The organism is Schaalia odontolytica (assembly GCF_005696695.1).
Classification (GTDB): Bacteria; Actinomycetota; Actinomycetes; order Actinomycetales; family Actinomycetaceae; genus Pauljensenia; species Pauljensenia odontolytica_C.
Map to the genome: position 1 here is coordinate 823,842 of NZ_CP040006.1, position 26,248 is coordinate 850,089.

Annotated in this window: 21 protein-coding genes; 16 read left to right on the forward strand and 5 right to left on the reverse strand. The window is 66.6% G+C overall.

What is annotated here, in order from left to right; all coding sequences use genetic code 11:
- The first annotated feature begins 208 nt into the window (after nt 1-208).
- From FBF35_RS03570 to aroD, 8 genes are all read left to right on the forward strand, one after another.
- Entirely contained in the window at nt 209-1,801 is a 1,593-nt protein-coding gene (locus FBF35_RS03570) for an ABC transporter permease subunit (protein WP_060566728.1), read from the forward strand.
- Entirely contained in the window at nt 1,801-2,697 is an 897-nt protein-coding gene (locus FBF35_RS03575) for a sugar ABC transporter permease (RefSeq protein WP_060566729.1), read from the forward strand. The genes FBF35_RS03570 and FBF35_RS03575 overlap by 1 nt, the downstream gene beginning before the upstream one ends.
- Before the next feature lie 200 nt (nt 2,698-2,897).
- Nucleotides 2,898-3,287: a GntR family transcriptional regulator gene (locus tag FBF35_RS03580; protein ID WP_060566730.1), complete on the forward strand. Its 390-nt coding sequence runs from the start codon at nt 2,898-2,900 to the stop codon at nt 3,285-3,287.
- The gene (locus FBF35_RS03585) at nt 3,284-4,180 is read left to right on the forward strand and encodes an ABC transporter ATP-binding protein (protein WP_060566732.1); all 897 of its coding nucleotides are present in this window, start codon (nt 3,284-3,286) and stop codon (nt 4,178-4,180) included. Before FBF35_RS03580 ends, FBF35_RS03585 begins: the two co-directional genes overlap by 4 nt.
- Nucleotides 4,177-4,899, forward strand: coding sequence for a hypothetical protein (locus FBF35_RS03590; RefSeq protein ID WP_060566734.1), 723 nt, complete (start codon nt 4,177-4,179; stop codon nt 4,897-4,899). Before FBF35_RS03585 ends, FBF35_RS03590 begins: the two co-directional genes overlap by 4 nt.
- Before the next feature lie 222 nt (nt 4,900-5,121).
- Entirely contained in the window at nt 5,122-6,510 is a 1,389-nt protein-coding gene (locus FBF35_RS03595) for a glycine--tRNA ligase (RefSeq protein ID WP_060566737.1), read from the forward strand.
- A 40-nt stretch (nt 6,511-6,550) separates the two neighbouring features.
- Nucleotides 6,551-7,828, forward strand: coding sequence for a tRNA dihydrouridine synthase DusB (gene dusB, locus FBF35_RS03600; protein ID WP_187348966.1), 1,278 nt, complete (start codon nt 6,551-6,553; stop codon nt 7,826-7,828).
- Between the two features lie 11 nt (nt 7,829-7,839).
- On the forward strand, nt 7,840-8,664 hold the full coding sequence (aroD, locus tag FBF35_RS03605; RefSeq protein ID WP_060566741.1) for a type I 3-dehydroquinate dehydratase: 825 nt from the start codon (nt 7,840-7,842) through the stop codon (nt 8,662-8,664).
- A gap of 181 nt (nt 8,665-8,845) precedes the next feature.
- On the opposite strand, the gene FBF35_RS03610 is transcribed toward aroD, so the two are convergent.
- Entirely contained in the window at nt 8,846-10,918 is a 2,073-nt protein-coding gene (locus FBF35_RS03610; RefSeq protein ID WP_060566743.1) for a glucose PTS transporter subunit IIA, read from the reverse strand.
- Between the two features lie 184 nt (nt 10,919-11,102).
- Between FBF35_RS03610 and FBF35_RS03615 the strand changes: the two genes are divergently transcribed.
- The 3 genes from FBF35_RS03615 to FBF35_RS03625 are packed head-to-tail and all read left to right on the forward strand — an operon-like array spanning nt 11,103 to nt 14,909.
- Nucleotides 11,103-12,407 (forward strand): deoxyguanosinetriphosphate triphosphohydrolase, encoded by a 1,305-nt coding sequence (locus tag FBF35_RS03615; RefSeq protein ID WP_060566745.1) that lies wholly within the window; start codon nt 11,103-11,105, stop codon nt 12,405-12,407.
- A gap of 45 nt (nt 12,408-12,452) precedes the next feature.
- Entirely contained in the window at nt 12,453-14,426 is a 1,974-nt protein-coding gene (gene dnaG, locus FBF35_RS03620; RefSeq protein WP_060566747.1) for a DNA primase, read from the forward strand.
- Nucleotides 14,427-14,429: 3 nt separating this feature from the next.
- Complete coding sequence (locus FBF35_RS03625) at nt 14,430-14,909, forward strand: S-ribosylhomocysteine lyase (RefSeq protein ID WP_060566748.1); 480 nt, start codon at nt 14,430-14,432, stop codon at nt 14,907-14,909.
- Between the two features lie 118 nt (nt 14,910-15,027).
- Here the strand turns inward: FBF35_RS03625 and FBF35_RS03630 are convergent, their stop codons facing one another.
- Complete coding sequence (locus FBF35_RS03630) at nt 15,028-15,525, reverse strand: hypothetical protein (protein WP_060566750.1); 498 nt, start codon at nt 15,523-15,525, stop codon at nt 15,028-15,030.
- A 198-nt stretch (nt 15,526-15,723) separates the two neighbouring features.
- Here FBF35_RS03630 and FBF35_RS03635 point away from each other — a divergent pair, with 198 nt between their 5' ends.
- Nucleotides 15,724-16,872, forward strand: a complete 1,149-nt coding sequence (locus tag FBF35_RS03635) for a branched-chain amino acid aminotransferase (protein WP_060566752.1) — start codon at nt 15,724-15,726, stop codon at nt 16,870-16,872.
- A gap of 84 nt (nt 16,873-16,956) precedes the next feature.
- Here the strand turns inward: FBF35_RS03635 and FBF35_RS03640 are convergent, their stop codons facing one another.
- The gene (locus FBF35_RS03640) at nt 16,957-17,862 is read right to left on the reverse strand and encodes a LysR family transcriptional regulator (RefSeq protein WP_060566754.1); all 906 of its coding nucleotides are present in this window, start codon (nt 17,860-17,862) and stop codon (nt 16,957-16,959) included.
- An 88-nt stretch (nt 17,863-17,950) separates the two neighbouring features.
- Here FBF35_RS03640 and FBF35_RS03645 point away from each other — a divergent pair, with 88 nt between their 5' ends.
- The 4 genes from FBF35_RS03645 to manA all read left to right on the forward strand — a co-directional run bounded on the left by FBF35_RS03645 (nt 17,951) and on the right by manA (nt 23,785).
- Nucleotides 17,951-19,012 (forward strand): YeiH family protein, encoded by a 1,062-nt coding sequence (locus tag FBF35_RS03645; protein WP_060566756.1) that lies wholly within the window; start codon nt 17,951-17,953, stop codon nt 19,010-19,012.
- 119 nt (nt 19,013-19,131) lie between these two features.
- On the forward strand, nt 19,132-20,733 hold the full coding sequence (locus tag FBF35_RS03650) for an ABC transporter ATP-binding protein/permease (RefSeq protein WP_060566758.1): 1,602 nt from the start codon (nt 19,132-19,134) through the stop codon (nt 20,731-20,733).
- Entirely contained in the window at nt 20,730-22,487 is a 1,758-nt protein-coding gene (cydC, locus tag FBF35_RS03655) for a thiol reductant ABC exporter subunit CydC (protein WP_060566760.1), read from the forward strand. The genes FBF35_RS03650 and cydC overlap by 4 nt, the downstream gene beginning before the upstream one ends.
- 80 nt (nt 22,488-22,567) lie before the next feature.
- Nucleotides 22,568-23,785 carry a mannose-6-phosphate isomerase, class I gene (gene manA, locus FBF35_RS03660; protein WP_060566762.1) on the forward strand — a complete coding sequence of 406 codons (1,218 nt, stop codon included), beginning with the start codon at nt 22,568-22,570 and terminating at the stop codon, nt 23,783-23,785.
- A 216-nt stretch (nt 23,786-24,001) separates the two neighbouring features.
- On the opposite strand, the gene FBF35_RS03665 is transcribed toward manA, so the two are convergent.
- Both FBF35_RS03665 and FBF35_RS03670 read right to left on the reverse strand, forming a co-directional pair.
- The gene (locus FBF35_RS03665; protein ID WP_060566764.1) at nt 24,002-24,694 is read right to left on the reverse strand and encodes a type 1 glutamine amidotransferase; all 693 of its coding nucleotides are present in this window, start codon (nt 24,692-24,694) and stop codon (nt 24,002-24,004) included.
- 278 nt (nt 24,695-24,972) lie between these two features.
- A complete protein-coding gene (locus FBF35_RS03670) occupies nt 24,973-26,166 on the reverse strand; it encodes a cobalamin-independent methionine synthase II family protein (RefSeq protein ID WP_060566766.1) in 1,194 nt (397 codons plus the stop codon).
- Nucleotides 26,167-26,248: the final 82 nt, after the last annotated feature.

A 26,248-nucleotide genomic window follows, 5' to 3' on the forward strand; every position in this document is an offset into this window, starting at 1 on the left:
CGCCGGTTGCATAGCGACTGGCACCCCGCTCGCCTGAGGCGAGCACCCAGCCTCGCACCCGCCCGCGTCCCACGCGGCGGGCGGGTGCGAGGCCCACAAAACGCTCGCGCCGCCCTGCGGCGCACTCGCACCCCCGGGTGCTTTCCGACCCGCCACCAGGCGGGTATCGTCGCAATGACGCGCAAACTGCGCACGTGTGGAGGACACGATGTCTGAGCCAGCGAAGGCTGCAGAAAAGAAAAAAGAGGCGCGCACAGCCTCGCACGCTAGCGAAGTGACCAGGCCCGGTTTCTTCGTCAAACTCGTCCTGATGATGCTCATCGATGCCCTGGGGATCTACGGCATGTTCACCGCTTACCTGGTGAAGTCCTGGACGGTTCTCGCCGTCCTCGCCGTCCTGCTTCTCGCGGTCAACTGGGTGTACTTCTCCAAGCGGACTATTCCCGCGAAGTACCTCGTTCCCGGCATGGTCTTCCTGCTCATCTACCAGGTCTTCGTCATGGGGTACACGGGCTACGTGTCCTTCACGAACTACGGCCAGGGCCATAACTCCAGCAAGGATGACGCTGTCGCCTCGATCCTGCAGGCTTCCGAGCAGCGCGCCGAGGGTGCGCCGAGCCTCCCCGCCGCCGTCGTTGAGGACAGCAACGGCCTCGGGCTCGCGGTGGTCGACACTGCGACGGGCGCGATCCGCGTGGGCGACTCCGAGACCCCGCTGCACGAGGTGTCCGGCACCTACGCAGCCGGCGTCATCAGCGCGGTTGACGGTTACAAGGTCCTGACGCTCGCCGAGATCCTCAAGCCCGAGGTGCAGCAGAAGGTCTCCGCCATCAAGGTTCCGGTCTCCGACAATCCGAACGACGGAAGCTACCGAAGCGATGACGGATCGACCGCCTACCTGGCCAAGTCCCGCTACAACTACGACGAGGCCGCCGACACCCTGACCGACACGACGACCGGCGTCGTCTACACGGCCAACAACAAGATCGGCGCCTTCGTTGACGCGGACGGCAATCAGGTCGACCCGGGCTGGCGCGTCTTCGTCGGCTTTGACAACTACATGAACATGTTCGCCCGCGGCGACCTGGCCGGTCCCTTCCTGAAGGCCCTGCTGTGGTCCTTCGTCTTCGCCGCGGTCTCGGTCCTGTCGACCTTCGCGCTCGGCCTGATCCTGGGCCTCGTGTTCGCAGACAAGCGCATCAAGGGTCGTAAGATCTACCAGTCCCTCATGATCCTTCCCTACGCCTTCCCGGCCTTCCTGGCCACCCTGGTGTGGAAGGGCATGCTCAACACAGACTTCGGCTTGATCAACCAGGTGTTCCTCGGCGGCGTGAAAATCCCGTGGCTGACGGACGGATTGCTGGCGAAGTTCTCGATCTTGGGCGTGAACCTGTGGCTGGGCTTCCCCTACATGTTCCTCGTGTGCCTGGGTGCCCTGCAGTCCCTGCCGGGTGACGTCGAAGAGGCCGCGAAGATCGACGGCGCCTCCGGCCTGCGTACCGTGTGGTCCATCAAGCTGCCGCTCGTGCTGCAGTCGACCGTTCCGCTGCTGATCGCGTCCTTCGCGTTCAACTTCAACAACTTCTCGCTCATCTACATGCTGACCGGCGGCGGCCCGAACTACCCGGGCTTGGATGTCGGCCAGACTGACATCCTGATCTCGATGGTCTACAAGATCGCGATCGAGTCGGGTTCCCCGAACTACGGCCTGGCCTCGGCCATGTCTATCGTCATCTTCATCGTCGTGGGCGTGATCGCGTGGCTCGGTTTCCGCCAGACGAAGACCCTTGAGGAGCTGTGATGAGCGCTGCAACTGTGAAGAAGAACCGTGAGTCTACCCTGAAGGGTGCGCGCTGGTGGAAAGAGGTCGGTTGGCGCCACATCGTCGCCATCCTGATGATCATCTACTGCCTGGTCCCGCTGCTCTACGTCCTGTCGGTGTCCCTGAACCCCGGCGCGACGCTCACCGGATCGACCAAGCTCTTCTCCGCGTTTTCCTTCGAGAACTTCCTGGCGCTGGGCTCCGGCAAGTACGCCGGCTACTGGTCGTGGGTCCTGAACTCCCTCATCGTGTCGACCACGACCGCTGTGGGCACCGTCCTCATGGGCGCGGCTGCCGCCTACGCGTTCAGCCGCTTCCGCTTCAAGGGACGCCGTGCGACCCTGACCGGCCTGCTGCTGGTGCAGATGTTCCCGCAGATGCTGGCCTTCGTGGCCCTGTACCTGCTGCTCCTGGGAATCCAGGACATCTTCCCGGTCCTCGGCCTGAACTCCAAGCTCGGCCTGATCTGCGTCTACCTCGGTGGCGCGCTCGGCTCGAACACCTTCCTGCTCTACGGATTCTTCAACTCGATCCCGCGTTCGCTGGATGAAGCGGCCATGATCGACGGCGCGACGCACGCCCAGACCTTCTGGACGATCATCATGCCGCTCGTCCGCCCCGTCCTGGCAGTTGTGGGCCTGCTGAGCTTCATCTCCTCGCTCGGCGACTTCGTGATCGCGAAGGTCGTCCTGCAGGATCAGAGCCAGTTCACCCTGGCTGTCGGCATGTACATGTGGGCATCCGATGAGCGCACCGCTCCGTGGAGCATCTTCGCGGCCGGCTCCGTCATCGCGGCCATCCCGGTGATCCTGCTGTTCCAGTACCTGCAGAAGTACATCGTCTCCGGCCTGACCGCCGGCGGCGTCAAGGAGTAAGCGTCTCCGCGCTTTTCCGCTGAGCCAGCCCCGGCCTCGTCCCCTATCCCCGTGGGACGAGGCCGGGGCTGTTTTATGCGTTCGGGTGCGGGGGAGTGGGCTTCTTGGGGTCCGCGTGGTGGGAGCAGTTGACAGGTTAGTTGGTTATATGGTTCATTAGTCATGTAATGAACCACTGAAGCTGAAGGGAGGACTTGCGCATGGCACCCACGTTCGTCTCGGGGATCCCGATCTACGTGCAGATCGCCGACGACATCCGCGCGCAGATCCTGCGCGGCACCCTGCGTGCCGGGGATCAGCTCACCTCCACCACGGAATACTCCGCGACCTACCGCATCAACCCGGCCACCGTCGGCAAGGCCTTCGCGATCCTCGTCGACGAGGGCCTCGTCGAAAAGCGGCGCGGCATTGGCATGTTCGTCGCCGAAGGCGCCCGCCGCGCGCTCGTGGCCGACGGGCTCGCATCCTACGTGGAGGAGACCCTGAACCCCGCCGTCGAAGCGGGCCTGGCCCTGGGCCTCGACATCGACGCCATCATCGACCACGTCCGCGCCTACAGCGCCGACACGACCGCCAAGGACAACTCATGATCACCCTCAACTCCATCAGTCACACGTATCCGGGAGAGAACGAGGCGGCGCTGCGCGACATCTCGCTCACCCTCGGGGACGCCACCGTCACGGCCCTGGTTGGCCCCAACGGCTCGGGCAAGACGACGCTCATGCAGATCCTCGGCGGCCTGCTTCCGCCGTCGTCGGGAAATGTGTCCATATGCGGAACGGAGGTGAGTTCTAACGACCTACTTGGTTACTCAGTCGTGGTCTCTTCCGACAGGGACTTTGATAATTCATCGGCTTCGGCCATGGTCGCCTACGCCGCGCTGCGTCCGACCTGGGATCAGAAACTCTTTGACCACTACGTTCAGCGTTTCTCCTTCCAGCTGAAGGGGCGCAAGAAGCTGCGCAAGATGTCCTCGGGGCAGGCTGCCATCCTGGCCGGCGCTGTGGCACTGGCATCGGGTGCACCCATTACCGTCCTTGATGAGATTCAGGCTCCCATGGACGTTCCCACCCGATACGCGTTCTACGAGGAACTGCTCACCCTGGCCTCCGACAGTATGGAGGGACGACGCCCGCAGCGCGCCTTCCTCATGTCCTCACATATGGTCTCCGAGCTCGAAAACGTTGCTGAAGACGTCGTCGCCCTCAAAAATGGGCGTCTGCTTGCCCATGAGAGCGTTGATGAGTTCACTTCGCGTATCTGTGCGATTACCGGTAACACCGCTGACGTGGAACGCTTCCTGGCCGATCACTCCGATATTGCCGTCATTACTTCTCGCGTGCTTGGGTCCGCACGAGAAGTCATCGTGGACCTGCGTGGCCGTGGTGTCGCTGACCATGAGATTGCATCCCACTCACTGACCTCCTCGCCCTGTTCCTTCCAGGACGCCTTCGCCTACCTCATCCAGGAGAACGACCAATGAGCACTGCCACCCCCGACCTCATCAAATCCGCCCCCTCCCCCCTGCGCATTGGCCTTGTTGGCTCGAGATTCACTGTGGTGCTCTACCTGCTGGTTGTGGGCCTCCAGTTCCTCACCAACTTGGCGATCAACGGCATCGTCTACCTCGCAGTCTCCGACATCGACAAGAACATTGAACAGTCCGCCACAAACTCCGCTTTTGTCACGGGTACTTTCCTCTTTATCTGCGGGATCGTCAGCGCTACCGTCGACTTGCGAGCCTCTGCTCTCAGCGGTGGATCACGTACCGCACTCACTGTGGCGAGTTACGTGCACTCCGTTGTCATCATTGTCCTGGGGTCTCTTATCTGGTGGCTTCTTATCGCAATCCATCCCCTGCTCTTCTTCATGGGACGCGGCTCCTTTCCACTCGGCGTCGACACGTGGTTATTTGTTGTCTTCGCTTGGGTCGTCTGCGATGGGGCCGGACGTTTCATCGGAGGAGTTTCTCGTTGCGTCGGCTCGACCTGGAAGAGGGCTTTCGCGCTCATGCTCGCAATCCCGCTGGGTATCTGTAGCATTGGCGTGCCGATCACTTGGGTGATTCTCACGCTTGTCCACAAGTCAGGCTATCTGCCCCCGATGAACCCGGCCTTTTGGCTGCTCGGCCTTATTTCGGCAGCAGTTGTCGTCGCGGGCTGGCCCCTGACGGCATCCGGCCACATCCGTCGCGTCGGCTGAATGCTAGTTGCACTGGGGAACATGACCCCTCGGCCCGGCCCCGGCCTTGTTCCCGCTTCATCCAGGGACGAGGCCGGGGCTCCTTCGTGCCAGCCACACGCGCACCTGTGGTGGGATCCATGGGTGCGCAAGCGGCGCGAAACCGCCCCACGCAGTAGTTATCGGCTAGTATCGATGGCGACACGACAGCCAGTCGTGCCCCAAATACTCAAGGAGTGACAAGTGGCTAAGGGACCCTCCCGCCTCGACAACGTTATTAGCCTGGCCAAGCGCCGCGGCTTCGTCTTCCCCTGCGGTGACATCTACGGTGGCACCCGCTCCGCGTGGGACTACGGCCCGCTCGGCGTGGAACTGAAGGAAAACATCAAGCGCGCCTGGTGGAACGCCATGGTCCGCCGCCGCGCCGACGTCGTCGGCCTTGACTCCTCCGTCATCCTCCCGCGCGAAGTGTGGGTCGCCTCCGGCCACGTCAAGGCCTTCACCGACCCGCTCATCGAGTGCCTCAACTGCCACAAGCGCGCCCGCGAGGACCAGCTCATCGAAGAGCTCGCCGAAAAGAAGGGCGTCGAAGAGTCCTCCCTGACCACCGCCGACATCGCCTGCCCCAACTGTGGCGTGCGCGGCCAGTGGACCGAGCCCCGCGCCTTCTCCGGCCTGCTCAAGACCTACCTGGGCCCCGTCGACGACGAGGCCGGCCTGCACTACCTGCGCCCCGAGACCGCCCAGGGCATCTTCGTCAACTACGCGAACGTCATGAACGCCGCGCGCAAGAAGCCGCCGTTCGGCATCGGCCAGATCGGCAAGTCCTTCCGCAACGAGATCACGCCCGGCAACTTCATCTTCCGTACCCGCGAGTTCGAGCAGATGGAACTCGAGTTCTTCTGCGAGCCCGGCACCGATGAGGAATGGCACCAGTACTGGATCGACTACCGCAAGGCTTGGTACGTCGACCTCGGCATCGATCCCGAGAACCTGCGCGAGTACGAGCACCCGCAGGAGAAGCTCTCGCACTACTCCAAGCGCACCGTCGACCTGGAATACCGCTTCGGCTTCCAGGGCAGCGAGTGGGGCGAGCTCGAAGGCATCGCCAACCGCACCGACTACGACCTGACCGTCCACTCCGAGGCCTCCGGCGCGAAGCTCGACTACTTCGACCCGAACACCAAGGAACGCTGGACCCCCTACGTCATCGAGCCCTCGGCGGGCCTGACCCGTTCCCTCATGGCCTTCCTCATCGAGGCCTACCACGAGGACGAGGCCCCCAACGCCAAGGGCGGCGTCGACAAGCGCGTCGTGCTCAAGCTGGACCCGCGCCTGGCCCCCGTCAAGGCCGCCGTCCTGCCCCTGTCCCGCAAGCCCGAACTGACCGGCCCCGCCCAGGAGCTGGCTGACGAGCTGCGCGGCATCTGGAACGTCGACTACGACGACGCCGGCGCCGTTGGCCGCCGCTACCGTCGCCAGGACGAGATCGGTACGCCCTTCTGCATCACCTACGACTTCGACTCGATCGAGGACCACGCCGTCACCATCCGTGAGCGTGACACGATGGAGCAGGTGCGCATCCCGCTCGACAAGGTCAAGTCGTACCTGATCGAACGCCTGGGCTGCTGACTTGCAGATAGCCTCAACATCCGCAGCGGCCCCTCTTCGCGTGGGGCCGCTGCGCCTGTGGACACCCGTCGTCCTGGCCCCCATGGCCGGGGTGACGGACGTGCCCTTCCGACGCCTGTGCCGCATCATGGGCGAGTCGGGCCTGCCCGACCACCTGCGACCCACCGGCATCCCCTCCTGGGCGGCCGAGTCGGGGGAGGGGGCCACGGCCTCGTCCCCGAAGAACCCCGGTGAGGCTATGAGCGAGCCGCGCCACGTCGCCATCCCGCACGTGGACGCGCCCGCCGGCCTGTACGTCACCGAGATGGTGACCAGCCGCGCCCTCGTCGAGGAGAATGAGCGCACCCTGGAAATGGTGCGCCCCGACCCCGCCGAGCGCGTTCGCTCCCTGCAGCTCTACGGCGTCAACCCTGCCGTCATGGCGAAGGCCGCGACGATGCTCGTCGAGCGCGACCTCACCGACCACATCGACCTGAACTTCGGGTGCCCCGTCCCCAAGGTGACGAAGAAGGGTGGGGGAGCGGCCCTGCCCTGGAAGCGTGACCTGTTCTCCGACCTCGTGGGTGCCGTCGTGCGCGCCTGCGACGAGGCCGGGGAGCGCGCGGGGCGCGAGATCCCGGTGACCGTCAAGATCCGCATCGGCATCGACTCCGAGCACGAGACCGCGACCGACGCGGCGCTCGCTGCGCAAAAGCTTGGCGCCGCCGCGCTGACCCTGCACGCGCGCACGCAGAACCAGCACTACGCGGGCCAGGCCCACTGGGACGAGATTGCGCGCCTCAAAGAGCTGCTCGACATCCCCGTCTTCGGTAACGGCGACGTCTTCGAGGCCGCCGACGCCCTGGCCATGCTGGAGCGCACCGGCTGTGACGGTATCAGCGTCGGGCGCGGTGCCCAGGGACGCCCCTGGATCTTCCGCGACATCGTTGCCGCCTACCACGGCGGGACGATCCCGCCCGGCCCCAGCCTCGCCGAGGTCGTCTCCGTCATCGAGCGTCACGCCGCCTGGTGCGTCGTCGACCAGGGCGACGAGGGGCGCGCGCTGCGCGAGATGCGCAAGCACATCGGCTGGTACCTGCGCGGATTCGCCGTCGGCGGCCCCCAGCGCCACGCACTGTCCATGGTCTCGACCCTCCAGGAGCTCCACGAGCGCCTCGCGGACCTCGACCTCGACCAGGCCTTCCCGCCCGCCGCGCGCGGACCTCGCGGCCGAGCAGGCGGCGAAAAGACCCCCCACCTGCCCGACGGCTGGCTGGACCACCCCTACCTCACGCAGAGCGAACGAGATCGCCTGCACCTGGCTGAAATCGGATACTAAGCGAAGGAATCATGCCTCACCCATCTGCGCCCGACCCTGACCCTGCGCCCGGACTCGTCACCATCGGGCGAGCCGCCAAGAAGGCGACGCTCGGGGGACGTACCCAGGTCATCGTTCCCGTTAGCGGGGACGCGGCAGCCCTGAGCGGGCAGGTCGAGGCGCTGGCCTCGTGCCGTGCGGACATCGTCGAGTGGAGAGTCGACGCCTTCCTGTCTTCCCTTGTGGGGTCGCACTTTGTGGCCGCCTCGGACGTGGAGGAGGACTTGGTGCGCATGGCCCGCTACGTCGCGGATTCCTCTCCGCTGCCGGTTTTGGCGACCATCCGCACGTCGGTCGAGGGCGGTCAGGCATACCTGGACGACGAGGAATACTGCGCCCTCGTGCGTCGGCTTGCGTCCTTCGCGGGAGGTGTGGACGTGGAGATCTCGCGCGATGGGTCCTCCGCGCTTATCGAGGAGGCGCACGAGGCCGGGACGATTGTCGTCTCTTCCTTCCACGATTTTGAGGGGACTCCTGGCGACGAGCAGCTCGCCGAGGTGCTCGCGGCCATGAACTACGCGGGCGCCGACGTCCTGAAGTTCGCGTGCATGGCGAACAGTGCCACGGACGCGGCCCGCGTGCTGGCCGCGCAGGCGTGGGCGCGCGAGGCCTACGATCGCCCCGTCATCGGCATCTCCATGGGGGAACACGGCGCACCCACGCGCCTGGTCGGCTCTGCCCTCGGGTCCGCGGCCACCTTTGCGACCTTGCCCGGCTGGCAGGGGAGCGCCCCCGGCCAGTTCACCGTCGAGCAGGTGCGAACCGTCTTGGATATCGTCGAGGGGCCCGAGGCCTAGAGCTTACTGCGCGGGGTCCGTATACCCGCAATAACGTCTGAGGGGCGCTGGAGAGTTCTCCAGCGCCCCTCGCGCTATGTGTCCGGTTGCCGCATACATCGGTGATAAGCGGGGTAGAAACGCGTGTGGGTGCGGGCCGAGAGGCCCGCACCCACAGCTATGTCAGCGATGCTCGGAGAGCTCACGCCTCCTTGGGGGACACCGTCACGACTGTGTCGGTGATACCCACCGGGCCGGGGGCGGCCGGGGTGATCTCGCCGAACTTCTTCTTGTTCGTCACGACCATCGGGGTGATCGTGTCGTAGCCGGCCTCGCGGATGACATCCCAGTCAACCTCAGCCAGGACGTCGCCGCGCTTGACGACATCGCCCTTGGCGACGCGCGGCGTGAAGCCCTTACCTTCCAGCTTCACTGTGTCCATGCCGATGTGGATGAGCACCTGGACGCCGGACGCGGACTTGATGCCGTAGGCGTGGCCCGTCGGGAACGCGACCGACACCTTGCCGTCGCACGGGGCAACAACCACGGCGCCAGCAGCCGGGGAGACGGCGATGCCGGGGCCGAGCGCGCCGGCGGCAAAGGCCTCGTCGGCAACGTCCGACAGCGCAACCGTCGTACCCGCCATGGGGGAGGTGAGCGTCAGGTCAGCCTTCGCCTCGTCGCTGAAATCGGAAGCGGCCTCGGCCACCGCAGCGGCGGCAGGAGCAGCAGCGGGGGCGGGAGCGGCGGACGGAACAGTCGCGGGGGCGTCGTCCTCGAGGAGGGACTTCTTGGCGCGAACCTCAGCCTTCTGCTCCTTCGTGCGGTAGTCGAAGAAGACGACCATGAGGAACGCCGTGAAGAATGCGGCGGCAATACCAAGGCCATAGACGGACATGGGCGAGAAGACCGGGATCGTCAGCAGCGACGTGAACACGAAGGTGTGCGTGATTGCGCCGCGACCGATGCCGATGACCAGACCGCCGACGACACAGCCGGTGAGCATCAGCGGGTAGATACGCTTGAAACGCAGGTGGATGCCGTACAGAGACGGCTCGGAAATACCGCCGAAGAGGCCGGCCGCCAGGGCGCCGGACGCGGTCTGGCGCATATCGGTGTCGCGGTCGCGGATCGACAGGAAGAGTACACCGGCCGTTGCGCCGAAGCAGGCGAAGTTCCACGCGCCCATGGGGCCTTGGATGAAGTCCGAACCCGTCGAGGCGATGTTCGCCAGCTGCAGGGCGTTGAGCGGCCAGTGCAGACCCAGTGGCACCAGGAAGGGGTAGATGATCGGGATGATGATCGCGAAGACAATCGGCGCGGTGGCGTTCAGCCATGCCAGTCCGGCACCCAGGCCGTTACCGATCCAGATCGACAGAGGGCCGATCAGGAAGGCGGTGAGCGGCATGATGATGATGAAGGAGATGAAGGGGACGAACACCATCTGGACGTTCGAGGGGATGATCTTCTTCAGTCCCTTGTAGAGCAGGGCGAGGATCGGCACCATCAGCAGCGGCACGAAGACCTGGCCGCCGTAGTCAGACAGCTGCAGGGGCAGAGTACCGATCAGTGGAACATTGTCGATGTGGGCGGTGCACTGCAGCAGGTCGTCGCGGCCTTCGACGAGCTGGAAGCAGGTGGTGCTCGCGAACTTGTCCGTGTTGCTCAGGCCCGTGAAGTTGGGGGTGAGCAGCGACAGAATGACGGCCGTGCCGACCCAGGGATCGATGTCCAACTTCTTGGAGGCGTTGTAGGCGACCATCGCGGGCAAGAAGTAGAAGACCGCGCGCCACATGGAGTTCACGTAACCCAGCCACGGGGGGATGATTTTCGCGTGCGTATCAACGACGCCAAAGGCTTCAAGAACCGCGAGGAACGCCAGGATCAGGGAGGCGCCGAGCAGGACGGGCAGCAGCGGGCGGAACGAGTCCGACAGGTACTCGAAGAAAGCGTCTACGATGGCGTTCTTGCCGCGCGCCTTCGCGCGGGCGGCGGCCTTGACATCGTCGTTCGAGGCTGCGGCGCCCGACTTCATCGACGGCAGGTTGTTGATCTCGTTGAAGACCGACTGCACGGCACCGCCGATAACGATCTGGTAGCGGTCCCCCGACTGCGGGACGGCACCGAGGACGCCGTCAATGGCCTCGACTCGGTCCTTGTCGACGACCGACGCGTCCTTGAGTTCAAAGCGCAGACGCGTCGCGCAGTGGGTGAAGTGGGTGATGTTGCCGGGGCCACCGACCGCATCGAGGATTTCCTGTGCCGTGTTGGACACTCGGGACTCCTTCCGTGGATGAGGATTCGACGCTGAATGCGACACTTGACAATTAGCATGTTTGAACAAATGCTGAAAGATCCGACGGGGCATCTCACAGTAACTTCGCGGTGATTTTCAGTGCTTTTACAGTAACGAGGCTTGGGCCCGTTTCGCGCAGGCCTTTCCCTAGTAAAATGGCCCCGTGAATGAGTTTTCCTTGGCAATCCCCGGTGTTGATGGTGGCGACGCGCGCCGCCCGTACGCGTCCGCCGATTCCGAGCGCTGGGTGCCCGAGGACCACAAGTCCTCCGAGCGCACCGAGTTTGAGCGCGACCGCGCGCGCATCCTCCACTCCTCGGCGCTGCGTCGCCTCGGCGAAAAGACGCAGGTGCTGGGCCCGATCTCGGACGATTTCGTGCGCACCCGCCTCACGCACTCTCTCGAGGTCGCCCAGGTGGGCCGCGAGCTCGGCAAGGAGCTGGGGGCCGACCCGGATGTCGTGGACGCCGCGTGTCTGTCCCACGACCTCGGGCATCCCCCGTTTGGACACAACGGCGAGCGCGCCCTGGACGCGGCGGCCGCCTCGATCGGCGGGTTCGAGGGAAACGCCCAGACCCTGCGCGTCGTCACGCGCCTGGAGCCCAAGGTCATCGGCGCGGGCGGCGTTCCCGCTGGCCTCAACCTGACGCGGGCGACCCTGGACGCGATCTGCAAGTACCCGTGGGTCAAGGCCGGCGGCCCGGACCTGGCCAAGTCGACGCGCAAGTACTCCGTGTACCCCGACGACGCGCCCGTTTTCGCGTGGATGCGCCAGGGCGCACCGGCCGGCCGGCGATGCCTGGAGGCCCAGATCATGGACCTTTCGGACGATATCGCCTACTCGGTGCACGACGTGGAGGATGCGGTCGCGACCCGCAAGCTGGACCCCGTGGACCTCTTCGATGACGCGCACTGCTCGGCGGTCGTGGCCTCGACCCTGGACTGGTACGGGCCCTCGGTCGCGCGCTCGGACCTGGAAGACGCCCTCGAACGCATCGTCTCCATGCCCGTGTGGCTGCGCTCCTTCGACGGGTCCTACGCCTCCCTCGCGCACCTGAAGGATGCGACGAGCGAGCTGATCGGCCGCTTCTGCTCGGCGACCGTGGCCGCCACGCGCGAGACCTTCGGGCACGAGCCGCTGGGTCGCTACCGCGCGGACCTCGTCGTGCCGCGTGAGGTGCGCGCTGAGATTCAGATCCTCAAGGGCATGGCCGTCCACTACGTCATGAGCCCGCGCGAGACCGAGCCGGTGTACTACCAGCAGCGCACGCTCCTGGCCGACCTCGTCGACGCCCTCTACGAGGCCGGGGCCGACGCCCTCGAACCTGTGTTCGCCGCGCAGTGGCGGGCCGCCTCCGACGACGGCGTGCGCCTGCGCGCGGTCATCGACCAGGTCGCTTCGCTCACCGACGTGTCTGCCTCCGCGTGGCACGCCCGCTGGTGCGGCATGCTGTCCTCGCAGCTGTGAGCATGATCGGACGCAGACGTGGGCGGGCATCGGTAGACTGAGATCATGGCGGGTCTGATTCGTAAGGACGACATCGAAGCGGTACGTAACGCAGTGAAGATCGACGAGATCATCGGCGAACACGTAGCGCTGCGACCCGCGGGCATCGGCTCCCTCAAGGGCCTGTGTCCCTTCCACGACGAGCGCACTCCCTCCTTCAACGTGCGCCCTCACCTGGGCATGTTCCACTGCTTCGGATGCGGTGAGAGCGGCGACGTCATCTCTTTCGTGCAAAAGATCGACCACCTGCCTTTCACTGAGGCGGTCGAGATGCTGGCGGCGAAGGCCGGGATCACCCTCCACTACGAAGAGGGCGGGGCGCGCGTGCGCACCGAGGAGCCGGGCAAGCGTCAGCGCCTCCTGGACGCCCACCGCGTCGCCGAAGAGTTCTACCAGCAGCAGCTGGCTTCCCCCGAGGCGCATAAGGGCCGCACGTTCCTCGCCGAGCGCGGCTTTACCCAGGCGATGTGCGCGCATTTCGGGGTCGGCTACGCCCCGGCATCGTGGGATTCCCTGACGCGTCACCTGCGCTCCAAGGGCTTCACGGACCAGGAGATCCAGATTTCGGGCCTGGGTTCGCAGGGTAATCGCGGCGTGTACGACCGTTTCCGTGGGCGCCTCGTGTGGCCGATCCGCGACATCACGGGCGCGACGGTGGGTTTCGGCGCGCGTCGCCTGGACGACAGCGACAAGGAGTCGCCCAAGTACCTCAACACCCCCGAGACGCCGATCTACAAGAAGTCGCAGCTCCTGTACGGCCTGGACCTGGCGAAGAAGACGATTGCGACGGAGCACAAGGTCGTCATCGTCGAGGGATACACGGACGTTATGGCCGCGCACGTCGCGGGCGTGACGAACGCCGTGGCCACGTGTGGCACCGCCTTTGGCTCTGAACACGTCAAGATCATTCGTCGCCTGCTGGGCGACCACGCGGATCCGGCCGCCGGCGTGCTGCTGTCCACGGGGCGCGCGCACGGCTCGGAGGTCATCTTCACCTTTGACGGCGACAGCGCCGGGCAGAAGGCCGCGCTGCGTGCCTACGGCGAGGACCAGAACTTCGCGGCCCAGACTTTTGTTGCGGTGGCGCCGGGCGGCCAGGACCCCTGCGACCTGCGTCTATCCCAGGGTGATCAGGCGATCGTCGACCTGGTGAACTCGCGTATCCCGCTCTTTGAGTTCGCGATCCGCTCGGTCCTGTCTCAGATGGACCTGCGCAGCGCCGAGGGCCGCGTGCAGGGCCTGCGCGCCTCGGCCGGCATCGTCGCGCACATCAAGGATCGCGCCCTGCGAGCCGAGTACACGCGCCAGTTGGCCGGGTGGCTCGGCATGGATATCCCCACGGTCGAGCAGGCGATCCGCGCGGCCGGCCGCGTCGAGGTCATCTCGCACGAGGCGCGCCCGGGCGAGATCGAGATGGCGGGCGCGGGCCGCCCCGGCCCCACCACCCCCGAGCGCCGAGGCCCCGAGGACCCGGTGAGCCGCATCGAACGCCAGGCTCTCGAGGCCGTCCTCCAGCACCCGCTGTACGCCGTGGGCTCTGGCTTCGAGGAGCTTGACGGGCAGTCCTTCACGGTGCCCACGCACCGTGCCGTCCACGACGCGATCCGCGCGGTCGGAGGCCTCGACGCCTTCACGCAGATGATGCGCCAGGCCGAGGCCCACTTCGGCCCGGGCGAGAACGCCACGCTTGCGGCCTCGCGCCACTTCGTCCAGGTGGTCCTGGAGACTGCCGGCGAGTTCATTGGCCCCGCCGTCACCCAGCTGGCCGTCGCGCCCCTGCCCGTCGCGGGCGAGGCCGACGTGCGCTCGTACTGCCGCGGCGTGGTGGCCGCGATGGTGCGCATGGACCTGACTCGCAAGCTCGGCGAGGCCCGCGCTGCCCTGTCGCGCTTGAGCGAGGACGACCCCACGTACTCCGAGACCTTCCGGGAGCTCATGCGCCTGGAGCAACGCCGGCAAAACTACACCGAAAGGGACTAACCGATGGCTGAAGTTGAGAGCTTTACCCTGGACCACACCGCAGTGAAGGCACCCTACGTGCGCCTCATTAACGTGGAGGCCGGCCCGAAGGGCGACCAGATTTCGAACTTTGACGTGCGCCTCCTCCAGCCCAACGCCGGGGAGATCCCGACCTCGGGCCTGCACACGATCGAGCACCTGCTCGCCTCCCTGCTGCGCGACCGCATCGATGGCGTCATCGACTGCTCGCCGTTCGGCTGCCGCACGGGCTTCCACCTGATCATGTGGGGCACCCCCTCGGTGCGTGAGGTGACGCAGGCGCTGGCCTCCTCCCTGCACGCGATTGCCGAGGACGTCACCTGGGAGGACGTGCCCGGCACCGACGCGTACTCGTGCGGCAACTACCGCGACCACTCGCTCTTCAGCGCCCGCGAGTGGAGCCGCGCGATCCTCGAGCAGGGCTTCTCCCTCGACGCCTTCGAGCGTGTCGACGTCATCCACTGATTCTGGGCGTTCGCCTGGATACGGAAGCGGGACCCATCCGGTGAGGATGGGTCCCGTTGTCGTCGCAGGACACGTTGGCGAGGGGGAGCGTGCCCCGAGGGGGAGCCCCGGCCTCGTTTCAGTCGAGACCGACCGCGTCGCGCACGCGGGCCTCCAGGGCGTCCGCCTCGCGCTGCCCGTCAGCGTCCAGCGGCCCGTCGGCCGTCAGCACCGAGAAGAGTCCGTCCTCGCCGCGGCGGACCCACGCCGTCACCGTCGTCCCGTTGCCGACCTCCACCTGAGAGTGCAGGACGATCGAGTGGTTCACGAACTCGCTCGTATGACGCATGAAGTCCTCCGGATCACCCTTCCCGCGCCCCGCCAGGGCCGGGCGGGCCGGATCCACCCACTCCAGGGCGAAAAGCGAGCCCTCGGCCTCCCAGCGCGCACGCGCCACGTCGTACCAGGGAAACACCTCGGGGGTAGGCTCCCCCTCGCCGGACGAGGCCTCGGCACTGAACACGTACAGGCCCGACTTCGCGGCCACCATCCAGCGCCCGTCCTCGAGCTCCAGGCCGGGGGAGCGGCGCTCGCGGGAGGGTAGGGCGGAGGCAAGGGCGTCAGGCAGAGTCGTCATGCGTTGATCGTATCCTTTCGGGCCGGTGTATGCGGTGACAGGTCGCAGGAATCGGGACTGCGATGGGTGAGGTGTGACGGGGTGAGAACGTCCACAGGGGGCGGGGGAGTGGGTCACATGCCGAAATCAATCGGCCACAATACGGACGGCGGGCATATTCTGGCCTCATATTTGTGAAAAACCACGACAGGAGACCTCATGGCATCGACGCAGCACACCCCCACGGAACTTGAGGCTGCCGGCGACCTGGTACTTCCCGCCGCCGACGAGCTGGCCGGTCGTTTCCCCCTGACCCCCAACGCTCACCCGGCGACGCCGGAAGAGTACAACGAGATCATGTCGACCCTGGCCTTCGGCAAGAAGTTCACGGATCACATGGCCCACATGCGCTGGACCCGCGAAGGCGGCTGGGATGACCGCGGCGTCATCCCCTACGGCCCGCTCGAGCTGACCCCCGGAGCCTCCGTCTTCCACTATTGCCAGTCCGTGTTCGAGGGCATCAAGGCCTACAAGCGCGAGGACGGCTCCGTGTGGACCTTCCGTCCCGGCTACAACGCCGCGCGCCTGAACCATTCGGCCCGCCGCCTGGCCCTGCCTGAGTTGAGCCGCGAGGACTTTGTGGCCTCCCTCGTGGACTATGTGCGCGCGGACGTCAAGTGGGTTCCCGATGTCGATGGTTCGTCGCTCTACCTGCGTCCCTTCATGTTCGCCTCCGAGGAGTTCGTGGGCGTCCACCCCGCCGGCGTCGTCGACTACTACGTCATCGGCTCTCCGTCGGGTCCCTACTTCAAGGGCGGCCTGTCGGGCGTGGCCATCTGGGTGGAGCGCGAGTATCATCGCGCCGGCCCCGGCGGCACCGGCAGTGCCAAGGCGGGCGGCAACTATGCGGCCTCCCTGCTGCCCCAGATCCAGGCCGAGGCCAAGGGCTTCTCCCAGGTCTGCTTCCTGGACACCTACGAGGGCAAGTACCTCGAGGAGCTGGGCGGCATGAACATGTTCGTCGTCATGGCTGATGGAACCATCCGCACCCCCGAGCTCACCGGCGTCATCCTCGAGGGCGGCACGCGCAGCGCGATTCTGCGCATGCTGCGCGACCAGGGCGTGGACGTTCGCGAGGAGAAGATCGCCCTGTCCGAGGTCGTGGACGGCATCCGCTCGGGCGCGGTCGCCGAGGTCTTCGCGTGCGGCACTGCCGCCGTGGTCACCCCGATCACGCGCCTGGCTGGCGACGACTTCGATGTGGAGATCGAGGTGGGGGACAGGACCCGCGAGATCCACAAGCGTCTCACCGACATCCAGTGGGGCCGCGCCGAGGATCCCTACGGCTGGACGTACCGCCTGGTCTGAGCGCGATCGCTTGAGGGAGCCACGGCCTCGTCGATTGATACGAGGCCGTGGCTTCTTTATGTGGTCGCGATGCAAAATTGGTCGTTACCGGTCAGTTCGCGCGATGACGTCCAGGAAGTCCCGTATGTGAGGGGGCGGAGTCGTCCCGGCCCAGATGGCGGTGAGCGGGCGGGTGATCTGGAGATTGTTGATCCGAACTCGCACGAGTCGGCCGGCGCGGGCGTCCTCGGACACGGCGAGGGAGCTCAACGCGCCGGGGGCTATGCCGGCCATAATCGCGCTGCGAACGCCGAGCGTGGTCGTCAGCACGGCTGCGGGCTCGGCTGCGAGGGGAAAGCCCGCCTCGGTGAGGGCGTCCTCGAGCGCTTGTCGGGTGCCGCTGCCGGTCTCGCGGAGCACCAACCCAGTGCCCGCCAGTTCACGGACGGACACCCGGCGGGTCTTCGCCCATCGGTGACCGTGCTGCACAACGACTTCGATGGTGTCGTAAGCGACGGTGACCGACCGGAGGCCGGCGGGAATGACAGGGGTCTCGACGAGCCCGAGGTCTGCGGTTCCCTCGCGTATGGCCTCGACGACCGTGCTGCTGTTGGCGGCTGTGAGTTGAACGACCGGGCCGTCATTGCCGTGAGAGATGCGCCACCGGGCGATCCAATCCGGTAGGAGGTGTTCTGCGATCGTGAGGCTCGCGGCGATGCGCATCATCTTCCCGCGATCCGTGCGGAGCGAGTTGACAGCATCCGAGAACTCGTCGGCCGCTGTCAGCAGCGTTGTTCCCCAGCCAACAACCAGCTCGCCTGTCGGAGTCAGTCGGGAGCCCCGTGCGGAACGCACCAGCAGTCGCATGCGCAGATCTTTTTCCAGGTTCCGGATGCGCAGAGATATCGCCTGCTGACTCACGCCCAACTGCGCGCTTGCCGCCGACATGCTGCCTTCCTTCGCGACGAGCGCCAAGACTCGCAGTGCCTCCAAGTCCGGCTCGTAGTGCATCTTCCGCCTCCCAGCCACAAGCATAACTTGTATAGCGGACCGTATCTGCCTCTACTCGCGCAAGCGAGTCCCAGGAAACAATGGATGCATGACACAGACACAGAACATTGCGACTGCCCGACCGGAACACACGCTGCTTGCCCGAGTCCGCGCGCTCCTGCCCGGGCTTGTCCTCTGCCTGGCCGCGGCCGGAGCATCGTACGGGGTCAGCCTGCTGCTGCCGGGAGTCAGCCCGCTCATTATCGCGATCGTGCTTGGCGTACTCCTGGCCAACGTCGTCCGGCTGCCAGCAGCGGCCTCCGACGGCATCGACTTCTCCGCGAAAAAGCTCCTGCGCGCCGGCATCGTCTTCCTCGGACTCCAGCTGGTACTGACCGACATCCTCGACCTCGGAGCCCCAATGCTGGTCGTCGTCGTGTGCATTGTCGCCGGCGGTCTGCTCGGCACCGTTCTCCTGGGGAGGCTGCTGCGGGTTCCATCCGGGCTCTCGCTGCTCATTGCCTGCGGATTCTCCATCTGCGGCGCGGCAGCCGTGGCGGGCGCGGCAGGGGTCACCGACCCGGACGACGAGGCCGAGGAAGACACCATCACCGCGGTCGCCCTCGTGGTGATCTTCGGAACGCTGATGATTGCCCTCGTCCCACTGCTCGCGAACCTGCTTGGCCTGGGCTCCGAGACGGCCGGGATGTGGGCCGGGGGTTCCATCCATGAAATCGCGCAAGTCGTCGCGGCCGGAGGCATCATCGGCGGCGGAGCGCTCACGGTCGCGGTCATCGTCAAACTCGCCCGAGTGCTGCTGCTCGCCCCGGTCGTGGCCATCCTCAGCATCCGGGAGCGCCGTCTCAGCCGTACGGCAGGCGAACCCAGTCAACAGAGGTCGAGTTCGAAGCTGCCGCCCATCGTCCCGCTGTTCATCATCGGGTTCATCGCCATGGTGCTCCTGCGTTCCTTTATCCCTCTGCCGGACTTCGTGCTGACGACCGGCGGGCTGCTGCAGACAGGGTTGCTGGCTGCAGCGATGTTCGGACTCGGCTGCGGCGTCAAGATTCGGAACCTCATCAAGGTGGGCCTCAAGCCCTTCGCCCTGGCCGCGCTCTCCACCCTCCTCGTCGCCACCATCGCCTATTGCGGAGTCGCCCTCGCCGGCTGAACATGGCTCACCAGGGCGTCACTACGCGCCGCAAACGGTCCAAAGTGACACTGGTGTCAGAACCTAACTAAGGGTATCCTTGGTTGTGTACTCGTGTGCGTCATGTTGATAGGAGAACAATGAAACGCGCGATCGTGGTCGTCTGCTCGTGGGCAGCGGCTCTGTGCCTGGCCGCCGCCTACCTGGCGATCGGCTGGGGCATCGATGATATTGCGGGACACAACGCCTGGTCGACGTGGTGGATCAGCGTGCTGGGGGCCCTGGGATCGGGCGTGTTCGCGTGGGCGGTCAGCGCCCTGGGAGCTGCCCAGATGAACCAGATGGAACCCGCGCTGCGCCATTCGATGATCCGACAGGTCTTCGCCCTGGGGCCCTCGCAGCGCACCAACGAGCGTGCGGGGCGCGTCGTCAACTCCGCCACCGACGGCGTCGAGCGCGTCGCCGCCTACAAGGGCATCTTCCTGGCCCCCATGATCGCGTCGCTGACGACCCCGATCCTCGTCGTCATCGTCGTCGCCCTGACGATCGACCCGGCCGCGGGCGGATTCCTCGCGATCGCGATCCCGCTGGTCCCGATCTGCGTCATGGGCTTCCGCAAGGCCTTCAAGCCGGTGTCCTCGCGCTATCGCCACGCCTCGCGCCAGCTCGCCGCCAAGGAGCTCGACGCCATCCAGGGACTGGGCGACCTGGCGCTTATGAACGCGGGCAAGGATATGGGCAAGCGCCTGGCCGAGGCCGCCGAAGAGGTCCGCTCGAAGGTCATGAGCTACCTGGCTGGCAACCAGCTGATCCTCCTCGTCATCGACTCCGTCTTCTCCCTCGGCATGATCACCGGCGCGATCGCGCTGGCCCTCATCCGTTACAAGCAGGGTGCGATCAGCGTCGGCGAGGGCATTTCCCTCGTGCTGCTCTCCTCGATCATGCTCGACCCGCTGGACCGCATCGGCCAGTTCTTCTACATCGGCATGGGCGGCATCGCGGCCAACAAGGAGATCAAGAAGTTCATCAAGCAGACCCCGCCGGTCGTGGACGCCAAGGGTGTTAAGGCCCCGGCCATCCCGCCCCAGCGCGGCGAGATCCGCCTCAGTGGTGTGTCCTTCTCCTACACCAAGGACACGCCGGTTCTGCAGGGTGCGAACCTGACCCTCACCCAGGGAGAGCACGTCGCGCTCGCTGGCCCCTCGGGCGCCGGAAAGTCCACAATCTCGGCGCTGCTGCAGGGCTTCCTGCGTCCGACGCGAGGCCGCGTGAGCCTCAACGGTGTCGACCTGGCGACCGCGCCCCTGTCGTGGGTGCGCGCCCAGACCGCGGTCGTCGAGCAGAGCACCTACCTGTTCTCTGGCACGCTGCGCGACAACCTGCTCCTGGCCTCTCCCGCGGCCACGGACGACCAGCTGATCGAGGCCCTGCGCGCCGCGCACCTGGGGGAGTTTGTTGACACGCTACCCGGCGGCCTGGATGCTCGCGTGGGTGCCCGAGGTCTGGCCGTGTCCGGCGGCGAGGCCCAGCGCATCGCGATCGCCCGCGCCTTCCTGAAGAACGCGTCGATCATGATCCTGGACGAGCCCACCGCCCACGTCGACCTGGCCTCCGAGCGCGAGATCCTCGCGTCGCTGGAGACCGTGTGTGCCGGGCGCACGACCCTGACGATCTCCCACCGAGACGCCACCATCAAGGGCGCCGACCGCGTCGCGACCCTGCAGGAAGGAACGATCCGATGACCCGCAGGCAACTGTCTCTTCGACTCCTGTCGATCACGCGGCGCGTCCTGCCGCCCCTCGCGGCCTCCATCGCCGCCCGCATCGTCTTCCTCATCATTGGCATCGCCCTGTTCGCCCTGGGCGGCTGGGCTGTCGCCGGCCTGGCGTCGGGGGAGAGCGCCTGGAGCATCGCGCTGATCATCTGCTGCGCCATCGGCCTGAGCCTCCTCAAGGGCTTGGCCCGCTACCTCGAGCAGTTCGCCGGTCACTTCGTGGCCTTCCACTCCCTGGCGATGCTGCGCAACTACTTCTACGACCAGCTCGAGCCCCAGGCTCCCGCGGGCACGGATCGCCTGGATTCGGGCGACATCATGAACCGCGTGACGAAGGATATCGACCGCGTCGAGGTCTTCTTCGCCCACACGCTCGCCCCCGTCACGACGGCCGTCATCGTTCCGATCCTGTCTATCGTGTGGATGGGTAGCGCGGTGTCCTGGACGCTGGCCGCCGTGTTGGCACCCTTCCTCTTGATCGTCGGCGCGGTCATTCCCTTCCTGGGTTCCGGCTCGACCGCGCGTGCGGCGCGTGAGCTGCGCGAGGCCCGGGGTGCGATTGCCGCCCACGTGACCGACTCGGTGCAGGGCGTGCGTGAGGTCCTCGCCTTTGGGGCCGAGGAACGCCGCGAGGCCGAGATGAGCGCCATCGAAAAGCGCATCTCCTCGGGTCTGGGCACTCAGGGCCGCTGGATCGCGCTGCGGCGAGGCCTCAACCAGGCAGCCGTCGCCCTCGGCATCGTCACGGTCGCCATGGTCGCGGGCTCGAACGTGCTTGCCGACACGCTGACGCTGCCCCAGGCGGGCCTCGCCCTCGGTATCGCGATGGGATCCTTCGGACCGGTCCTTGCGGTCGAGGAGTTCGCCGCGGACCTGGATCAGGCCTTCGCGTCGGCCGCCCGCGTCTTTGCGATCACGGACCGTGCGCCCGCCGTCGCCGACCCGACCGACCCCAAGGCCCTGACCCCGGGCGACATTGAGTTCACCGACGTGACCTTCTCCTACCTGACGGACGCGCCCGCGCCCGCCCCCACGGTCCTGGACGGCGTGAGCATCCACATCTCCGCCGGCAAGCGCACCGCCATCGTGGGTGCCTCCGGCTCGGGCAAGTCGACGCTGGCCTCGCTGCTGACCCGCACGTGGGACCCGGCCTCGGGCACCGTCACGATCGGCGGCACGAACGTGGCCGCGGTGTCCCTGCGCGACCTGCGCGCGACAGTCGCCTCTGCGCCCCAGCGCCCCTACCTGTTCAACGACACGCTGCGCGCCAATCTGCTGCTCGCCGCACCGCAGGCGAGCGAGGAGGACCTGGAGCGCGCGCTGGAGGCCGTGGACCTCACCGACTGGCTGGCCACGGAAAAGGACGGCCTGGACACGGCGGTCGGTGACATGGGCGAGCGCCTCTCGGGCGGCCAGCGTCAGCGCCTGGCCCTGGCCCGCGCGCTCCTGCGAGACGCCCCGATCTACGTGTTTGACGAGGCCACGAGCCAGGTCGACCCGGCCACCGAGGCGCGCGTGCGCGAGGGCATCGCCCGCGTCGCGAAGGGGCGTACCATCGTCGAGATTGCCCACCGCATCAGCGCCGTGCGCGATGCCGACCAGATCATCGTCATGGACGCGGGCCGCGTCGTGGAGACCGGCACCTACGCCGAGCTGCACGCGCGCGGAGGTGCGCTCGCCGCCCTCGAGGCGCGCGAAACCACCGATCAACCCAGCGCCTGACAGGCGCGAGCGCGCGGGGGATGGGGCCACGGCCTCGTCCCTCGCGTGTTGACGCGCCCGATACCGATAGGATTCAACCTATGGAAAGACTGATCGGCTGGACGAAAGCTGACGCGTGGGGCTCCACGAACGCGATCCCCGAGTTCCTGGGGGCCGCCGCCGGGGACGACCCGGTGTCCGAGGTGTGGTTCGGCGCCCACCCGGACGGACCGACGCTGCTGACGGGCGGGCAGACCCTCGCCGAGCACATCGGCGAGGACCCCAAGCGAGCGCTCGGCGGTGGCCTGCTCTACGCGTTTGGGCCGACCCTGCCGTACCTGGCGAAGATCATCGCCCCCGCGCAGACCCTGAGCCTGCAGGTGCATCCGACGAAGGAGATCGCGCGCGAAGGCTATCTGCGCGAGGAGGTCCTGGGCATCGAGCGCACGGACACGCGCCGCGTCTACCGGGACATGAACCACAAGCCCGAGATGATCTACGCGCTCACCGAGTTCAGTGCGCTCGTCGGCTTCCGCGTGCCGCGCAAGGCCCGCCAGCTCCTCGTCGGACTGGAGGGTGAGCTCGCCGACCGCCTGCGTCACAGGCTCAAGCTGTCCACCGTGCGCGGAGGCCTGCGCTCCCTGGCCACGTGGCTCTTCGACGAGGACTCCCCGGCGACCCCGGAGCGTGTCGAAGAGTTCGTGGCCGCGTGCCGCTCCCGCCTCGCGTCGGGCACGTCCCCCTCGCCGCGTACGGACGAGCTCGTGAGTGTCCTGGGGGAGAAACACCCGGGCGATCCGGGCATCATCGTCGCCTTCCTCATGAACCCGGTGTCCCTGCGCCCGGGCGAGGCCGTCTACATTCCGCCGCGCCAGATCCACGCCTACCAGTCGGGCCTAGGCATCGAGGTCATGGCGTCCTCCGACAACGTCGTGCGCGCGGGCCTCACCGGCAAGTACGTGGACTCCGCCCAGCTCGTGGAAATCACCGAGTTCTCGGCGCTGCCGCCCGTGCGCGTGGCACCCGAGCATCCCTCGGCGACGACGGACCGCTTCCTGGCACCCGCCCAGGAGTTCGAGCTATCGGTGACGACGCTCGCGCCCGGCAAGCACACGTCCCGCGTGGACGAGGTCGCCGTGCCTGGGGAAGGCCCGCGCATCGTCATCGCGACCTCCGGGTCGGTCACCCTGCACGTGAGCGAGGAGCAGGGCGGGGACAGCGTGGAGCTGGCGCGTGGCCAGGCTGTGTTCATCTCAGCCGCCGAGCGCCGCGCGTGGGCGTACGGCACCGGCTCGTTTGTGCAGGTCGCGGCCCCCTGACCGGGGTGCGTCGCGCGCCGTGACGAGGCCGTGAATGGGAGCGTTGTCAAGTCGTCCCACGTGGTGGTCTTGGTTCCTGGAAAAGCCTTGTAGGCGCGCAGTTTTCCTCTAAAATAAGGAGCAGGGCCTCATCTCCGCTCGCTGCGACGAGGCCCGATTGTCAATCGCAGTGTGGGTACCGCGTGGGGGTGCCCGCACTGCGATTCTGTTTGCGCCTTAGAAGACGCCGGAGACCCAGTCGGCGAGCGTCTTGCAGGTGGAGGCCAGCTCGCCCTCGTGGGCGTTGTAGCCGGCGACGATGTCCTCGGTGTCGACGTCCTCGTTGTTCACTGCCCACACGGTCGCTGTCTCGCGCGTGACCTCGGGGTGGAACTGGACGCCTAGGGCGGTGCCGAAGGAGAAGATCTGCGTGTACTTGTCCGAGCGTGCCCACTCGCGCGCTCCGTGGGGGAGTTCCACGATGGCGTCGCCGTGGTCGGCGAACACCGTGTGGGTCGAGGCCAGGGCCATGCGCAGGGGGACGGCTCCGCCGCCGCCCGCCTGGTCGTTCGTGCCCCACGTCAGGGGAATAACGCCGTATTCGGGGCCCGCTGGGTCGGCGACGCTGACGCGCCCGCCGAAGGTCGCGGCGATCAGCTGGGCACCCAGGCAGATGCCGAGCACCCGGATGTTGGCGCGCACGCAGCGGCGCAGCAGCTCGCGTTCGGCTTCCAGCCACGGCCATGCCTCGTCGTCGTAGGCGTTGGCGCGGCCACCCAGCAGGATGAGGGCGCCCGGCAGGGGAGCGGCCGCCAGGTCCTGGAGGCGCTGCGGGTCCTCCCAGGTGCGCACCACCTCGTGACCGCCGAGGAAGGCGGACAACTGACCCACCGGAACGATCGGGTCGTTTTGAATCACGAGGATGTTCATACGCCAATTGTAGTCGCGATCACGCGCGGATACCTATCGGCCCTTGAAGAAAGCGAACAGCTGGCGCTCGCGGACGCGCCGCAGCCCCCAATCCCGGAACCCGACGCGGCGTGCGATCCCCACCGCAGCAGGCCGACCCGGAAGCGGGGGCTGCAACACACAATCCATTGTGTGACGCCAAACTCAAAAAACAAGGAGCTTTGGCTGAGAAAACCCTGGGAAAAGCGCGCGGGGTGGATCCTCATCCACCCCGCGCGCCCCAGGCAGCAATCAGGCGATCACTTCGATGCGAGACGAGCGCCCTCGGCCAGCGCCTCCAGCTTCGCCCACGCGATCGACGGGTAGATGCGGCCGCCCAGGCCACAGTCCGTCGACGCCACAACGCGCTCGTCGCCCACAATGTCCGCGAACTGGCGGATACGCTGAGCCACCAGCTCCGGGTGCTCCACAACGTTCGTCGAGTGCGACACGACACCCGGGATCAGGTACTTGCCCTCGGGCAGTTCGATGTCGCGCCAGATCGTCCACTCGTGCGCGTGGCGAGCATTCGCCGCCTCGAACGTCAGTCCGTTCGCGTTGACCAGCAGGGCCAGATCCACGATGTCCTTGAACGGGATATCCGTCGTGTGCGGGCCGTGCCACGAACCCCAGCACACGTGGAAACGCACCAGAGACGGGTCAATGCCCTCCAGCGCGTGGTTCAGCGCGTCGATACGCACGCGAGAGAACGCGCGGTAATCCTCGACGGACGGCTCCGGGTTCATCTGATCCCAGCCCTCCGCGATATCCGGCGCGTCAATCTGCACCGTCAGGCCCGCGTCCGTAATGCGCTTGTACTCCTCGCGCAGCACATCCGCGCACGCCCACACCACGGCCTCGTCATCCTCGTAGAACGCGTTGCCCACGCGAGCCGCCGAACCCGGCGAAATCGCTGCCACGAAACCATCCGACACGGGCTTGCCCACAGCCTCCAGCGCGTGCTTCACGCCCGCGATATCGCGCTCCACGGCCTCGGCACCGATGTAGGTCAGCTCGTCCACGATCGCCGGGAACACGACCTTGTTGTCGCTCACGATCTGAATACCCGACTCCGGGTCACCGTACGCGTCCGCGAAACGCTGCCAGTCGCGGCGCTCAGCAAACGACGAGAAAGCCAGGCGGCCATCGCGGCCAGCCGGGGGACGCAGCTCAAAGCCACCCGAGTTCTCAAACGACAGCCCGCCGAAACGCGAGAAGGAATACGTCCACCACGCACCGTAATCAACCGTGTCGAGCATCGCGTGGCCGTACTCGCCATCGTTGACGATATCCAGGCCAATCTCGGCCTGACGCTTCACAACGCCATCAACCTCAGCCTGCAGCACAGAGGTGAAATCAGCGTCGCTCAGGGAACCCTCGCGGTGCGCGGCGTTCGCCTTGAGCAGTTCGGGGGTACGGGGCAGGGAACCAACATGAGTGGTGCGAATGGTCATCGCAGTCCTTTCTCTTCACTGTGCCCTCAGCCTACGTTTCGCGCGTCGAGAACGAGGGCGAATGTCCGAAGCGTGACCAATG